This is a genomic window from Cyclonatronum sp., from assembly GCF_022565315.1.
Classification (GTDB): Bacteria; Bacteroidota; Rhodothermia; order Balneolales; family Cyclonatronaceae; genus Cyclonatronum.
On sequence record NZ_JAIUMX010000006.1, the window covers coordinates 25195 to 40218 of the forward strand.

A 15024-nucleotide genomic window follows, 5' to 3' on the forward strand; every position below is an offset into this window, starting at 1 on the left:
ATTCAGCGTAATGCGGTTTGTAATGACCGGCCACTATCAGCTAAGCTTAGCTAAGTTCTTTTTGAAGAATAATTGTAAGTGTACGATCGAAATGAGGGGTAACAACCGGGATAAACTGTTCTTTGGTCATAATCTGATAAAGCATAGCATAATTTCGATACATCTCAAGGCGCACATCATCAGGCAGTACAGGCATTTCCTGACCAGGCTGCCCCGTGAACCCCCGCTCACGCAGCCAATCGCGTATAAATTCTTTTGAAAGCTGATAGGGTGTTCTGCCTTCAGCGCGAAGTTCATCAAATCTGGATTTGTAATAATACCGGGATGAATCCGGCGTGTGGATTTCGTCGATTAGGGTGATCGTGCTCCCATAAAAACCAAATTCATATTTGGTATCAGCAAGGATCAGGCCTCGGGAATCAGCAATTTGAGATCCTTTTTCAAACAGAAGAAGGGCCGTCTTGCTGATTTTATCCCAAACGGGAGCCGTGAGCATGCCGCTTGCAATGATATCATCTGCAGAAATATCTTCATCATGGCCGGCCTCCGCTTTTGTAGTTGGTGTGATGAGGGGCTTTGGAAAGCGGTCGAACTGTTTCAGGCCGTCGGGCATTTTTTCACCGCAGATGGTACGGATACCTTTCTCATACAGCCGCCATGCATGCCCGGTAAGATAGCCCCGAACCACTACTTCAACGGGGATTGGCTCGCATTTCTTCGCTATCGTGATGTTGGGATGGGGGACCTGAATCAGGTGTGTTGGCACAATACCCTCAACCTGACGCAATGACCATGCGGCCATTAGGTTGAGAATCTGACCTTTACAGGGAATAGTCTCCCCCAGAATATGGTCATAAGCAGAAATACGGTCAGTAGCTACGATGGCAAGTTTGTTATCGGGCAACTGATAAACGTCTCTCACTTTTCCTCTGCGGGGTTCGTCAAAACCTTCGGCAGAGGTCAGCTTAATTGAGCGGGTGAGTAGTTTCGAAATGTTCACTTTCGCGCTTTTGTTGATTTACGGGCAATGAGTTCAGGTTCAATTATCGTTTGCTTGAGCTTGATGTTCTTATCTTTGTAACGCTCGGAAAGCCGCTGAATGGACCTGATACCTACATCATACATGGCCTGATCGATGGTGGAAAGATTCAGGTATTTGGAAATTTTGATATTGTCGTAACCCAAAATGGCGACATCCTCCGGTACGGAGAGGCCGAGTTCGCTGAGGGCATGCATTGCACCAATGGCCTGCGCGTCGTTCGAGCAGAACAGCGCATCGGGAATGGCGTTACGCTCCTTGAGAATTTTGATCGCTTCATATCCGGCTTCTTCGCTGAAACCGGCATGTTTACGGGTGATGCCGCTAACAAGCATATCTTCGTTAAGGTTAACTCCGCCTTCTTTGAGTGCATCCCGGAAGCCTCTTTCTCTTTCATCAGAAATACTCGATTTGGTATGCGACCGGATAAAACCAATATTGCGGAATCCGTTTTCCACAAGATGCTTTCCGGCAATAAATCCGCCTTTGTAGTTATCCCAGTAGAAATAATCATAACCGGGATGATTCGCACCTACCAGTATCACCGGGATATCATAATCCTGCAGACGTTTATGAACCTTCTCGTTAATATCAATCGAAAAAACAACAAGCCCGTCGGGGATCCCGCGGTCAATGAAGCGTTTAAAATTTTCTTCCGGATCCTCAGAACCTGTATTGTAAATAATGAAATCAAGGTCAAGCTTGCTGATTTCATCTTTAACGCCTTTAAGAACTTCGTTAAAGAAGGGAGTTGTAAAGGTTGGTACGGCAACTGCTATAATCTGAGGCTGCCGCCTGGCAAGCATTCGGGCACTTACCTGCGGGTGAAAATCAAGTTTATCAATAGAAGCCTGCACCTTATTTTTGGTTTCTTCTGAGACATAAGGTGAATCATTTAACACACGTGAAACAGTTGAAATAGCTACTCCTGCTTCCTTGGCTACATCGTAAATGGTGATTTTTTTTGCCATATGGTTGATAGGGATATACTAAGTTTAGGAACCTGCTGAGAAAAATTGGCCGATTGTCTGAAAGTGTTTAATTGAGATTCCTGAAGGTAAGAGTTAATAATCGTTTTACTTTTCAGCCTGGCATTGTGCAGTACGAACAAAAGGTTTCGGTCAGAAATCCAAAAAAATACGTTCTGCAACAAACAGCAGAAGCTGAGATAGTTGATTTGTTTCGAATTTAAACGTGCCTGTTTTAATCGTAAAATAGGTTTATGAGCGTGTTGCTAACTCAGAATTTAAGTAATTGAAGGCTCATTCCCATGTTTTATTATTGTTACTGTAAAATATAGGAGCCAAATCGTTGCTGATGTTTAGAAGAGGCCGGTATTGAAGGGTAAGCCTCAGATCAGGCCGTTCAAAACAGCCGTGGCTTACATTCAAGAACAAAAAAAGTGCCCTGCCGAGCAGGTGTTTAAAAAAAAATCGGAACTGAGCTTCATTAAAGGTATTATTATGCTGTACAGGAACGTTATTGCCACCGTTCAGATTCTGTTACTATGACTCATTTCTACTGCTTCCTAACTACTTTAAGACTACCGATGTCTTGCTATGAATTATATACTTAAGCTTCCATATACAATTATAAGGCCGGTTTATGAGCGTACGTCCCTGCACACGTCTGTAATAAATGAAGTAACCGGCACAGAGTTACGGCAGGCTTACACGCACTGCCGGCTGATCACAAGAGAATATGCCAAAACCTTTTACATGGCAACGAGGCTTCTTCCTAATAAAAAGCAAAGATCAATTTTTGCAATTTATGCGCTCTGCCGGTTTATCGATGATCTCGTGGATGAAGCTGAAGACCTGGTAATGAAAAAACAGCTGAACCCTGAGCAGATTGTTCAGATGCTCGAAAGCTGGAAAGATAAGCTTCAGCGAACCTACAACGGGGAGGTAATTGAACATCCGATTCTGCTTGCTATGTCCGATACGCTCAGGCAATACCACATTCCCATTGAGCTCACTTTTGAGCTTATGGAGGGTGTTTGCATGGACCTGACCAAAAACCGGTATGAAAATTTCGATGAGCTGTACACCTACAGCTACAAAGTAGCTTCGGTGGTTGGTTTAATGGTTAGTGAAGTGTTTGGCTATAAAGACAAAAAGGCACTCAAACACGCGGTTGCGCTGGGAATAGCGATGCAGCTGACCAATATTCTCAGGGATATTGGGGAAGACCTCAGCCGCGATCGTATTTACCTGCCACAGGATGAGCTTCTGCAGTTCGGGATTACTGAAGCCGATTTGTTTGAACACCGTAATGACGACAAGTTTAAAGCATTCATGGAGTTTCAGATACAGCGCGCAGAACGATATTATGAAGATGCAGATAAGGGCATCCCCATGCTTTCGCGCGACAGCCATTACCCAGTAGCGATGGCGCGTTTGAACTACAGTAAAATTCTGAACCGAATCCGTGATAATGATTATCAGGTGTTCACTCAGCGCGCTTACCTTAGTACGGCCGAAAAACTATCCATCATCCCCAAAATCTGGTGGCGCAGAAAAAGCTGAGCTAAATTATTTCGGTTTCGCAAAAAAGCGCTTTTCTGAATAAAAATGATTGGTTAATACTGTTTATTTTCGTTTATCTTTAAGTCGTTGCCCTTACCGGCAACGGCTTTTTTATTATGAGCTGTATCCTAAACTAAAAAGCAAGACGCCGGCTAAAAGAAACTGGAACATATGCAGTTACCTGATATCCTCCAATTTGCTGTTACTAAAAAGTTTACAATCGGATATAATGGCAATTCGGCTTTTCTGAAAACAAAATATAATATTTAAAACCAGGCAATTTACCCGACACTCAAGCTGTCAATCGTCAATCAACCAACCCTATTAAATTTATCTTCGTCATGAAATACGTAACCGAAACCTGGAACAGCCCAAGTCTGGGTGCTGATGTTGTAGTTCGTATTTACGGTACCGGCGGTACGCCTGTGCTGTTTTTTAACAGTTTATGTGATGCTGCCGATACAGACGCCGAATTTCTGGAAAGCATTGCATTTCAGATTGATAACCGTCTGAATATGGTAATTACCCTCGAAAAGCCTGATTACAGGCTCATTTTTGATGAAACGGAAGATCCCCGCCGCAGGCTTATTGAGTTTCTTCATGTCGAAAGCTTTGTGATTGATGAACTCATCCCAAGAATAAAGAAACTTGCCGGTAACGACTTTATCATTGTGGCCGGTGCAGGACAGGGCGGTTATCTTGCCCTGAATATGCTGCTGCGGCATCCTTCAAAATTTGACAAGTGCATTTCAATCGGCGGAAAGTACGATATGCGTCCGCACTTCGATGGTGCGGCAGATGAAGACTTTTACTACAATAACCCGATCGAATACCTGCCCCATCTTTCAGATGAGTTTTACCTGGCTGATCTCCGTAAAACGGATATCAGGATAGCAACTTATCCCGGTGATGACTTTTACGAGGACGCAGAATCAATCTCAGATTTTCTCGATAACCGAGGGATTTCCCATCAGTTTGATGTCTTTCATGATCACTCAGAAAGCGATTATGAAACACATAAAAAACTGTTTGCCAACCATATTCCTTAAGTAAAAAAGAGAAATTCTTATTTTAAGGTAGTATATTCGAATATGTGTGTATAAAGCAGCCACACAGCATTCTGATAGTATTTAAATGGTTAAGCGGCTGTTCCGGATGGCTTTATATCCTTCAGTTTCCACGTAAATTATTAAACAAGCATTAACCTTATGCCTGAGATTAAGAAAGTATTGATTGCGAACCGCGGTGAAATCGCCGTTCGCGTAATTCGCAGCTGCCGGCAGCTCGGCATCAAAACAGTTGCCGTTTATTCTGAAGTTGATGCGGGTATGCCGCATGTGCAGCTTGCCGACGAAGGGGTTTGTCTTGGTGAAGCCGCCTCTTCGAAGAGCTATCTTGTGATGGAAAAAATCCTGGAAGCTGCCCGCGTTACCGGGGCAGATGCCATTCATCCCGGTTACGGCTTTCTGAGCGAAAACTCCGTTTTTGCCCGCAAATGCCGCGAAAACGATATCATTTTCATAGGCCCTACACCCGAAGCCATCGAAGCTATGGGCGATAAAACCAAGGCCCGCGAGCTGATGGAAGCCAACAAGGTGCCGCTGCCTCCGGGCACGGCTACCGCCCTGAAGGATGTTGCCGAGGCCGAGCGCGTTGCGGAGGAAATCGGCTATCCGGTTATGATTAAAGCTGCTGCCGGCGGCGGTGGCAAAGGGATGCGGATTGTTCATAAGAAAGAGGATTTCACATCAAGCATCCGCACTGCCAAGTCGGAGGCCATGAGTGCTTTCGGCGACGACCGCGTGTATGTCGAGAAATACCTCGAAAACCCGCGCCATATTGAGTTTCAGATTATTGCCGATACGCACGGAAATGTGCTGCATGTGTACGACCGGGAGTGCTCGGTGCAGCGCCGGCATCAGAAAGTGGTGGAAGAAGCCCCGAGCCCGTTTCTCGATGATGAGATGCGTGCTGCCATGGCCGATGTGGCCGTAAAAGCCGCGCAAAGCTGCGGCTACGTGGGCGCCGGTACGGTTGAGTTCCTCGCCGACAAGCACCGCAATTTCTACTTCCTTGAAATGAATACCCGCCTGCAGGTGGAGCATCCGGTAACGGAGTTTATTACCGGTCTCGATCTCGTTGCCCTTCAGCTGCTCGTAGCCGAAGGCAAAAAGCTGCCGCTGAAGCAGTCTGACATCACCATTAAAGGCCATGCGATGGAGTGCCGGATCTGCGCCGAAGACCCCGAGGAAAACTTCATGCCAAGCACGGGCTACCTCAAGCGGTTCAAACTGCCCTCCGGACCAGGCGTACGTGTGGATGCCGGTATCGAAGCGGGTCAGTCGGTCACCATCAACTACGATCCGCTCCTCGCCAAGCTCGTTACCTACGGCAAAGACCGTGATGAAGCCATCCGCCGGATGCGGGTCGCGCTCGAAGAGTTCCAGATCGACGGCTGCAAAACGACCATCCCGTTCTGCCATTTTACCATGGAACACCCGGTATTCAATTCCGGAACCTACGACACGCACTTCATTCAGAATTATTACAAACCAGCCGAACTTCGGATGAATGAGGATGTTTCCCACCTTGCTGCGGCCCTGCTGCATGAGCACTTTGTGCCGGATGTGCACGCAACGGTACCCATGAACGGCAAGAAAAAAGATCCCGATTTTGATGAAATGGCGCACGCCAGTTCATTGTGGTGGCGCAACAGACGTTCATAGCCGAAGTGATTTTAATCGTAGCCTGTTTTGTCTGATTCCCCCAAGCCACATGATTTGCTTAGCCGACTTGGTACGGAGCAGATTAACCCGCAAACCCGCGAAATCGACCTTGCTTCTCCGCTCGAAATTGCGGAGCTGATGAATGCACAGGACGAGCTCGTGGCAAAGGCAGTAGGCAGGCAAAAGCATGCCATTGCAGCAGCCATTGAGCAGGTTTCGCAGTCTTTTAAACAGGGCGGCCGTCTCGTTTATGCCGGTTCCGGCACGAGCGGCCGCCTTGGTATTTTAGATGCCTCAGAGTGCCCGCCCACTTTCGGCAGCCCGCCCGAAATGGTGCAGGGACTTATTGCCGGCGGCCCCGAAGCAGTGTTCCGGGCACAGGAGGGCGCCGAAGACAGCCCCGAACAGGGCGCAGCCGATGTGCGGAATCTGAATCTTGGCCCGCACGATACCCTTTGCGGACTCGCAGCAAGCGGCCGCACCCCCTACGTGCTTGGCGCCATGGCCGAAGCCCGGCAGCGCGGCGCCGCAACCGTTTTCGTCTGCTGTGTTAAGCCCGAACATCTCCCCGAAGGCCTGCTGACCGACATCCTCATAGCTGTAGAGGTTGGCCCCGAGGTTATCGCCGGCAGCACCCGCCTCAAAAGCGGCACCGCGCAAAAAATGGTCTGCAACATGATCACCACCGGGGCCATGATCCGCCTTGGCAAAGTCTGGCAGAACGTGATGGTCGATTTGCAGCTCACCAATCAAAAGCTTCACGAACGGGCACGCCGCATTTTGGTGACTTACGGCGGGGTTTCCTATGATGAAGCTGTTAGCCTGCTGCAGCAAACCAACGGACACGTGAAAACCGCTTTGCTGATGGCGCTCGGTAATTTCAGCGAAGCAGAGGCCCGGCTGCAACTCAAACGGGCTAACGGATTTATACGGAAAGCCTTAACTTGCCAGGAAAAAAACTCAGATGAATAAACTGCTTAGTGCCCTGCTTTGGCTCGTTTACGGAATTTCCTTTGTGCTTTCGTTTCTGTTTGCGTTTTTCGTGAGGGTTTTCACCTTCCCGTTCGATCCGCATCACCGCTACCCCAATGCGGTAATGATGTTTTTTGGCAAATCGATCATGGTGCTTAATCCGTTTTGGAAGCGTCACTATTACGGCCTTGAAAAGCTTAGTAATTCCAAAGGCATGATCCGGATTGCCAACCATCAGAGTTTTCTGGATATGCCGCTGATGGCAACCCTGCCTGTTGAGATGAAGTGGGTTTCCAAAAAAGAGCTGTTTAAGCTCCCCATCGTGGGCTGGCTGATGCACCTTGCCGGGCATATTTCGGTGGATCGCGGATCGAAAGGCGCCGCCAGATCCCTGCAAAAAATGATTGCCCCGATTGAAGACGGCACAAGCGTGATGATTTTCCCGGAGGGCACCCGTTCCCGCGATGGGAACATGAAACCTTTTAAAAAGGGAGCGTTTCACGCCTCGGTGGATAACGGCTTTCTTGTGCAGCCCATCGTGATGGAGGGCACGTTTTCCTGCATTAAGCCCGATACCTGGGAAATGAACCTGCGCGGCGATCTGCACGTGTCCGTGCTCGATCCGGTTGACCCCGCTGATTTTGATTCCGTTGATGAAATGACGGCACACGTGCACAAGCTGGTTTCAGACGAGTTCCTGCGGCTCAAAAGTCTGAACAGCGCCGGCAAACGATAAACGCTCCCGCTTGCGTTGATGCATTCCATGAACCGGAACGTCATCATCATATTTGGCCATAGCCTAACCTATCATCAGCGGGTGAAATGCGCCCTTGTTGCAGCACTGCTCATAAGCCTGCTCATTTTCCGGTTTGCCGACTGGCGCTCTGATGAAAAAATGATGAGCGGCATGATTTGGGATGAGCTGGTAATAGACGAGATCGCCATAACCGTACAGGCAGAAGCCCTCCCGCCGCCGCCTCGACCGCGATTTGCCCCGCCGGAAGTCAGCGATGTCGTGATCGAAGACGAGCTTGACCTCCCCGAGTTCGATTTGTTTCCCGATTTTGACGGCTTCGAAGCCCCGCAGCAGGCACAGCAGGGCGTTGTCGGAAACCCCGACCGGCCGGCGCGTGTTCGCCGCATCGTTGAAGCCGTTACCCCGCAGCAGGCCCGCGACCTCGGCTTTCAGGTAGAAGTACAGGTCACCCTGCTCGTAAATGAAGAAGGCCGCGTTGACGAAGTTACGATCTCCGCCATACACCTCCTTTACCCCGACGGCACCCGCGAGCAGGTACAGTCCATTGGCTACGGCATCATGGAAGAAAGTATCCGCGCGGCGAGCAGCTGGGTATTTATGCCCGCACAACACAACGGCGAGGCAGTGCCGGCCTATTCAAGACACCGCTTTTTGTTTTAGAAGGGGATAGCAGGTCCGGCGCTCTTACTTAAAAAAACCGCATACTGCCACATAAGCCTTTATTTTTTTGGATAAACTCCGTGCACATCAAGGTCAGCAGTGTCAGCTCCTGACACCCCAAATCGGCGGATAAGCCCTTGCTTTTTGGTTTCGGCGCAACGTGCTGATTCCGGAAGCTGACAAATAAAAAGCCCGACCTGAGTATGCTTACACTCAGGCCGGGCTTTTTGTTTTGCGGAGAAGGAGGGATTCGAACCCTCGGTACCCGGTTAGGGCACACTCGCTTTCCAGGCGAGCCCATTCGACCGCTCTGGCACCTCTCCATTGGTCGAATCAAATTGAATCAAGATTTCAAATATACGGCAAGAGTGCGCCTGTTTCAAGCCCAAGTTATCCACAGAAAATCCTGTAGGAAGCAACGCGCTTAGCCGGATTGCGCTGCGCGCCGGTGTCTGTATCCCGCATTCCTGTTGTGAAAGCTTTGACGTACAGCTTAGCATTTTTTAGCATATCCCGTGTTTTATATTGGTTTTTTTTCTGCAATTTCTGCCTTTAGTTTAATTCCTCGTGTAAACCTCTGAACCTAATAATTAGCGTATGAATCAGCTACTACGAAATATCGGGCTCAGCCTGCTGCTGTCCGCCTTTGTTTTTTCTGCACAACCGGCTACGGCCCAATCTATCGATGAGCCAACGGTCGATATGGAAATGGTCGCCAAGTTTATTGAAGAAGGCATTGAGCGTTCTGAGATTATGGCGAAGGCGAGCTACCTCACCGATGTGATCGGGCCCCGCCTCACCAATTCCCCGCAAATGTACCGCGCCAACGAGTGGGCCGCGGAAGTGATGGAAGGCTTCGGTCTTCAGAATGTGTATCAGCACGAGTGGGGGCCGTTTGGCCGTGGCTGGGAGCTTACCCGCTTTGCGATGCACGCCCAAAGCGAGCAGACTTATTTTCCGATAATTGCCTATCCCAAAGCCTGGTCGCCTGGCTACGACGGACCGGTTTCGGGTGAGGTTGTATTTCTGGAAATTACTGAGGAGAAAAACTTCGACTACTGGCGCGGTAAGCTCAGCGGCAAGTTTGTAATGATCGCCGAGCCCGCACAGCCGCAGCTACACTGGGATGCCATCGCACGCCGCCATACCGACGAAAGCCTCCTTCGACTTGCCAACGCAACGCAGCGCATCGCAAGCGGTCAGCAGGGTGGTCAGACACCCAATGCAGCCATATTCGCGCGACAGCAGGCCGCTTACGAGCGTGCACAGTTCCTGATGGAGGAGCGCCCGCTTGCCATCCTCGATGAAAGCTACCGCGGCTGGAGCGGTCAGGTTGCCATATCAGGGGCTACCCTGCCGGCAGCGCCGGACACGCCCTGGGGCCAGCGCCCGCGCCCACATCAGATCGACGCCCCTACGCCGGTGCCGCAAGTCTCACTTGCCCGTGAGCATTACGGCCGCATCTACCGCATGCTTCAGCACGGCAAAACCGTAGAGCTGGAAATGGACCTGCGTGTGCGTTTTCAGGATGAAAACCTCATGGGCTGGAACACCATTGGCGAAATTCCCGGCACGGATCCTGATCTGAAAGATGAATTTGTGGTTATCGGTGCTCACCTTGACAGCTGGCACACAGGTACCGGCGCGACCGACAACGCCGCCGGCTCCGTTGTTATGCTCGAAGCCATGCGCATTTTGCAGGCCGCCGGCGTTCAGCCGCGCCGCACCATTAAAATCGCCCTCTGGAGCGGTGAAGAGCAGGGCCTGATCGGTTCCCGCGAGTTCGTGGAAACCTACCTCGCCCGCCCTGAAGGCAACCCCGGTGCGCCTTCATCCATCACCCGCCTTGACGGCTACGACAAGTTCTCGGCCTACTACAACGTGGATAACGGCGGCGGACAAATCCGTGGTATTTACTTGCAGCAGAACGATGCCGTCCGCAATCTGTTCCGCACCTGGCTGCTTCCGTTCGCCGAGTGGGGTACCGAAACCGTATCCTGGGCGAATACCGGCTCAACCGATCACGTCGTTTTCGACCGCGTGGGTCTGCCCGGCTTCCAGTTCATTCAGGATCCGCTCGAGTACTTCACGCTCAGCCATCACTCCAATATGGATACCTACGAGCGCCTCATGCCGCAGGATCTGATGCGAAACGCGGTAATCGTAGCGACCTTCGCCTACCATACCGCCATGCTCGATGAGCGCCTCCCGCGCAAACCGGGTCCGGAGCTTACGGCCAACTAAGCATTTCATAAGGGCTGGGTGCCATCACCCATGACTTCCCCGAAACATAAAAAAAGCCTGCCTGAATTTTGTTCGGGCAGGCTTTTTGTGTTTATCTGCTTTTGCGGTTACTGCCAGCAATTCGGAGGATTGGGACGGATTCCGGTGATGTAATTATGCTGCGAAAAAAAGCAGGGGACCGGCCGTTGACCCGGGAGTTCTGAACTTTCACGGATGACCGTGATGCGCACGGAGTTTCACCCAAAAAAAATGTGACTCAGAGATGACGGGAGGCCGGGTTTTGGGGTGAATTGTTGCGCTGCTTAGTCGGGGCGCTTGGGATTGAGCGGACGCAGGGTGATTTCATCAATGAGGAAATTATCCGGGGTTTCGAGGATGTGCACGATAGTGGAGGCAACATCTTCGGCCTGCATCATGTTAGGATGCGCACTTGACCCGGCGAGGTCGAAGAACTCGGTCGCAATGGAGCCGGGGTACACGCAGGTGACTTTGATGGCGTCGTAGCGCAGCTCCTTGAAGAGGGCATCGGAAAAACCGCGCAGGCCGAACTTGGTTACGTTGTAGCCCGAAATGGTCGGATTGCCCATCAGGCCGGCTACGGATGCGATATTGATGATGTGGCAGTGCGCCGGGTTGGCCTTCATCAGCGGCACGATTTTGCGTGTGAGGTAGAAAACCCCGTTCAGGTTCACGTTCATCATGGTGTGCCAGTCGTCGAGGCTGAGGTCTTCCACGTTGCCGAATTTGCCGAGACCCGCATTGTTGATGAGCGCGTCGGGGTAATTTTCAGCGCTGAAAGTGGTTTCGACCCATGTACTTACTGCGGGCTCATCGGTGATGTCGAGCACTACGGGGTGGAAGCTGTCGCCCAGCATTTCCTGCAGCTGCTGCAGGCGGTCCTGCCGGCGCGCGATGCCGTACACAATGCCGCCTTTTTCGGTAATGGCTTTTGCAAACGCAGCGCCGATACCGCTGCTTGCCCCCGTAATGATAACTTTCTTGCCTGTGAGATTCATAAACTCAGATTTTGGTGAACAGTTAAGGAATTTGATTATGCCCTGATAACATCACCCTGAAGCCCAATCGTTTAAACTACAAGCCGGGCTGCGCTTCATGCTGAGTTCACAAACTCTTTTTTACACCGATTTTACAAGTCGGGCGCGTGTTTGAACGCTGCAAAAGCGGGGCTTCCTTATATTGGGGGCCTCAGCAGCTTCGTTGGTGTGCTGTTATACGTTCCGACACCTTTTAAATCCTCAGAATAAACAAGCGCATGAACTTTCTCGATATTGGGAACACCCGCATCAAAATCAAAACCTGGTCTGGCAACAGCTGGCAGGAGATGTACAACGCCCCGACCGAACATGCTACGGAAGCCGGCAACTGGATCAGGCAGCAGGGCAAAGAAACGGTCGGCATCTCCGTAGTTCCGGATGCGACCGACGCAATTAACGCCGCTCTTGGCGAATCGAAGGTGCTGAAGTGGTTCACCATCGCTGACCTGCCCGAGAAGTCAGTTGACTACGAATCGAAGGATACCCTTGGCATGGACCGCTACATGGCCTGCCTCGGCGCACGCACCATGGCCGATAAACCGGTGATCGTGATTGATGCCGGCACCGCCTGCACCATCGATTATATGGACGACCGTGGCGTGTATCGCGGCGGTGTGATTATGCCCGGTATGGCCCTCTGGGAAAAAGCCCTGCAGCAGTACGCGCCCAACCTGCCCAAAGTCGTGCGTGACATCCCCATGAAATGGCCGGGTAAGAACACCGAAGATTCTGTGCGCTGGGGCCTTTCAGGCGCTTTTATCTCAGCCGTTGACGGGCTTGTTCGCCGCTATGACTATGTAGCAGCCCTGTATGTGACCGGCGGCGACGGCGACTGGCTCGCCAAACGCATCGAGCGCCGTGCGGTTGTGAATTCCAACCTCGTGTTTTACGGCATGAAAAAACTGGTTGAAGCCCGACTCTGGTTCGGCTGACACCCTCTGCATCAGTGTTTTAAACCTCATCAATCTAACCATCCTCAATCAAAACTGACTTAAATCCATGAAAACAAGCCTGCGATTTTTGTTTTTTGTGATGGGTTTCCTCCTGTTTCACAGCTTTACGGCTGAGGCGCAGCAGCGTACCATCACAGCCGAAGATTTGTGGCAGATGGAACGGGTAGGCAACCTTACGGCCTCACCGGACGGACGCCTCATAGCCTTCACCAAAACCCGCTTCGATATTTCCACGGATCAGAGCCATTCCAGCATTTTCCTGATGAACAGCGACGGCAGCAATCAGCGGGAGTTTACCCGGCACGGCACTGATTCAGCCCCGGTATTCAGCCCGGATGGCCGCTACCTTGCGTTCACTTCGCGCCGGGCCGGCGGACCTGCACAGTTGTACGTAATTCCGGTAAGCGGAGGGGAAGCAAAGCAGATCACCGATCTGCCGGTTGTCGTCTCGGCACCGCAATGGTTCCCTGACGGGCAGCGCCTTGCCTTTTCAGCTACGGTTCACCCCGACTACGACGGCGACTGGGACCGGCACCGTGAGCTGGTGAACGAGCGCAGTAACTCGCTGGTCACGGCTAAGGTTACCGAAAACCGCACCTACCGCTTTTGGGATCGCTGGCTCACCGACGGGCACTACCCGCGCCTTTTCGCCACTACGCTCGATGGCGAAGTAACCGACCTGATGCCGGAATCGCGCCGCTTCTTTGCGATGCAGGGCGCGCCGTCTTTCGATATTTCGCCCGATGGCCGCACCATAGCGGTTTCGGCCAACAACGAGCCCCCGCCGTACAACTACCTGAACTACGACATCATCCTCATCAACACCGACGGCAGCGGGGAGCGGGCGAACATCACAGAGGAAAACCCTGCTAATGATCTAAATCCAGTGTTCAGTCCGGATGGCCGTTTCCTGATGTACGGCATGCAGACCCGCACCGATTTCTATGCTGATAATGTGCGCCTCGTACGCTACGACCTGCAGCGCGGCAGCCGCGAAGTGCTTACGGAAGATATCGACAAGAGCTTTTCCAACTGGCAGTGGAGCCGCGACGGCCGTACCATTTTCTTCCACGCGCAGCATCTCGGCAAAACGAGCCTGTTTTCGATCCCGTCAAGGGGAGGCAGCGTTACGCAGATTCTGCACAACGGCACCAACGGTGCACCAGTGCTGCTCGGCGATAACCGCCTCGTTTTTACCCATACCAATTTATCGGCTCCGGCTGAAATCTTCAGCATCCGCACCAACGGGCGTGATTTGCAGCAGCTCACCCGCATCAACGCAGAGCGGGTAGCAGAACTAAACATGGGCCGGGTCGAAAACGTGACCTACACCGGCGCCAACGGAGCCGATGTGCAGATGTTCATCGTTTACCCGCCGGACTTTGACGCCTCACAAAAGTATCCCCTCATGATGATGATTCACGGCGGACCGCACGGTATTTTCGGGGATGAATTTCACTACCGCTGGAATGCGCATCTTTTTGCCGCGCCCGGCTACGTGACCGTTCTGCCCAATTTTCACGGCTCTACAAGTTTTGGTCAGGCCTTTGCGGAATCCATTCACGGAGCGCATTCCGATCTGCCGTACCGGGATATCATGAAGGCGACCGATTTCATGATTGAGCGCGGGTATATCGACGAAAACCGCCTTGCCGCGGCCGGCGGAAGCTATGGCGGCTACATGGTAAGCTGGATCGCGGGCCATACCGACCGCTTTGCAGCGCTCATTAACCATGCGGGTGTGTACAACATTATGGGGCAGTTCGCCTCCGATATCACCGAGCACCGCATCGCGGCCTACAGCGGCTCGCCATGGGACGGCCTCGAAAGCATGCAGCGCTGGAATCCGGCCCTGCACGCGGCCAACTTTAGCTCGCCCATGCTCATCATTCACGGTGAGCTCGATTACCGGGTGCCGGTTACGCAGGGGCTCGAAGTGTACGGGGTGTACAAGGGGATGGGGCTCGATGCCCGTCTTGTTTACTTCCCTAACGAAAACCACTGGATTCTGCGGCCGAACAATTCCATTTTCTGGTATCAGGAAGTACACAACTGGCTTGAGCGCTGGCTCGGCAACTAATCATCTTTTA

Annotated in this window: 12 protein-coding genes and 1 tRNA gene; 9 read left to right on the forward strand and 4 right to left on the reverse strand. The window is 51.7% G+C overall.

Annotation, left to right across the window (positions count from 1 at the left end; all coding sequences use genetic code 11):
* Nucleotides 1-46 precede the first annotated feature (46 nt).
* Nucleotides 47-1000, reverse strand: coding sequence for a phosphoribosylaminoimidazolesuccinocarboxamide synthase (locus LAT75_RS02325; RefSeq protein WP_291481009.1), 954 nt, complete (start codon nt 998-1000; stop codon nt 47-49).
* Nucleotides 997-2010, reverse strand: coding sequence for a LacI family DNA-binding transcriptional regulator (locus LAT75_RS02330; protein WP_291481010.1), 1014 nt, complete (start codon nt 2008-2010; stop codon nt 997-999). Before LAT75_RS02330 ends, LAT75_RS02325 begins: the two co-directional genes overlap by 4 nt.
* Nucleotides 2011-2598: 588 nt before the next feature.
* Between LAT75_RS02330 and LAT75_RS02335 the strand changes: the two genes are divergently transcribed.
* The 6 genes from LAT75_RS02335 to LAT75_RS02360 all read left to right on the forward strand — a co-directional run bounded on the left by LAT75_RS02335 (nt 2599) and on the right by LAT75_RS02360 (nt 8682).
* Complete coding sequence (locus LAT75_RS02335; protein WP_291481011.1) at nt 2599-3567, forward strand: squalene/phytoene synthase family protein; 969 nt, start codon at nt 2599-2601, stop codon at nt 3565-3567.
* 341 nt (nt 3568-3908) lie between these two features.
* Nucleotides 3909-4616 (forward strand): alpha/beta hydrolase-fold protein, encoded by a 708-nt coding sequence (locus LAT75_RS02340; RefSeq protein ID WP_291481012.1) that lies wholly within the window; start codon nt 3909-3911, stop codon nt 4614-4616.
* 159 nt (nt 4617-4775) lie between these two features.
* Nucleotides 4776-6293: an acetyl-CoA carboxylase biotin carboxylase subunit gene (gene accC, locus LAT75_RS02345; RefSeq protein WP_291481013.1), complete on the forward strand. Its 1518-nt coding sequence runs from the start codon at nt 4776-4778 to the stop codon at nt 6291-6293.
* Between the two features lie 54 nt (nt 6294-6347).
* Entirely contained in the window at nt 6348-7265 is a 918-nt protein-coding gene (gene murQ / locus LAT75_RS02350; protein WP_291481014.1) for an N-acetylmuramic acid 6-phosphate etherase, read from the forward strand.
* Nucleotides 7258-8001 carry a lysophospholipid acyltransferase family protein gene (locus LAT75_RS02355; RefSeq protein WP_291481015.1) on the forward strand — a complete coding sequence of 248 codons (744 nt, stop codon included), beginning with the start codon at nt 7258-7260 and terminating at the stop codon, nt 7999-8001. Before murQ ends, LAT75_RS02355 begins: the two co-directional genes overlap by 8 nt.
* Nucleotides 8002-8019: 18 nt before the next feature.
* Nucleotides 8020-8682, forward strand: a complete 663-nt coding sequence (locus LAT75_RS02360; RefSeq protein ID WP_291481016.1) for a hypothetical protein — start codon at nt 8020-8022, stop codon at nt 8680-8682.
* 235 nt (nt 8683-8917) lie between these two features.
* On the opposite strand, the gene LAT75_RS02365 is transcribed toward LAT75_RS02360, so the two are convergent.
* Nucleotides 8918-9005 (reverse strand) — tRNA-Ser (locus LAT75_RS02365).
* Nucleotides 9006-9279: 274 nt separating this feature from the next.
* On the opposite strand from LAT75_RS02365, the gene LAT75_RS02370 reads away from it, so the two are divergent.
* Nucleotides 9280-10926, forward strand: a complete 1647-nt coding sequence (locus LAT75_RS02370) for a M20/M25/M40 family metallo-hydrolase (RefSeq protein WP_291481017.1) — start codon at nt 9280-9282, stop codon at nt 10924-10926.
* Nucleotides 10927-11228: 302 nt separating this feature from the next.
* On the opposite strand, the gene LAT75_RS02375 is transcribed toward LAT75_RS02370, so the two are convergent.
* The gene (locus LAT75_RS02375) at nt 11229-11942 is read right to left on the reverse strand and encodes an SDR family oxidoreductase (RefSeq protein ID WP_291481018.1); all 714 of its coding nucleotides are present in this window, start codon (nt 11940-11942) and stop codon (nt 11229-11231) included.
* 257 nt (nt 11943-12199) lie between these two features.
* Here LAT75_RS02375 and LAT75_RS02380 point away from each other — a divergent pair, with 257 nt between their 5' ends.
* Both LAT75_RS02380 and LAT75_RS02385 read left to right on the forward strand, forming a co-directional pair.
* A complete protein-coding gene (locus tag LAT75_RS02380; protein ID WP_291481019.1) occupies nt 12200-12913 on the forward strand; it encodes a type III pantothenate kinase in 714 nt (237 codons plus the stop codon).
* Nucleotides 12914-12980: 67 nt separating this feature from the next.
* A complete protein-coding gene (locus LAT75_RS02385; protein ID WP_291481020.1) occupies nt 12981-15014 on the forward strand; it encodes a S9 family peptidase in 2034 nt (677 codons plus the stop codon).
* The last annotated feature ends 10 nt before the right edge of the window (nt 15015-15024 follow it).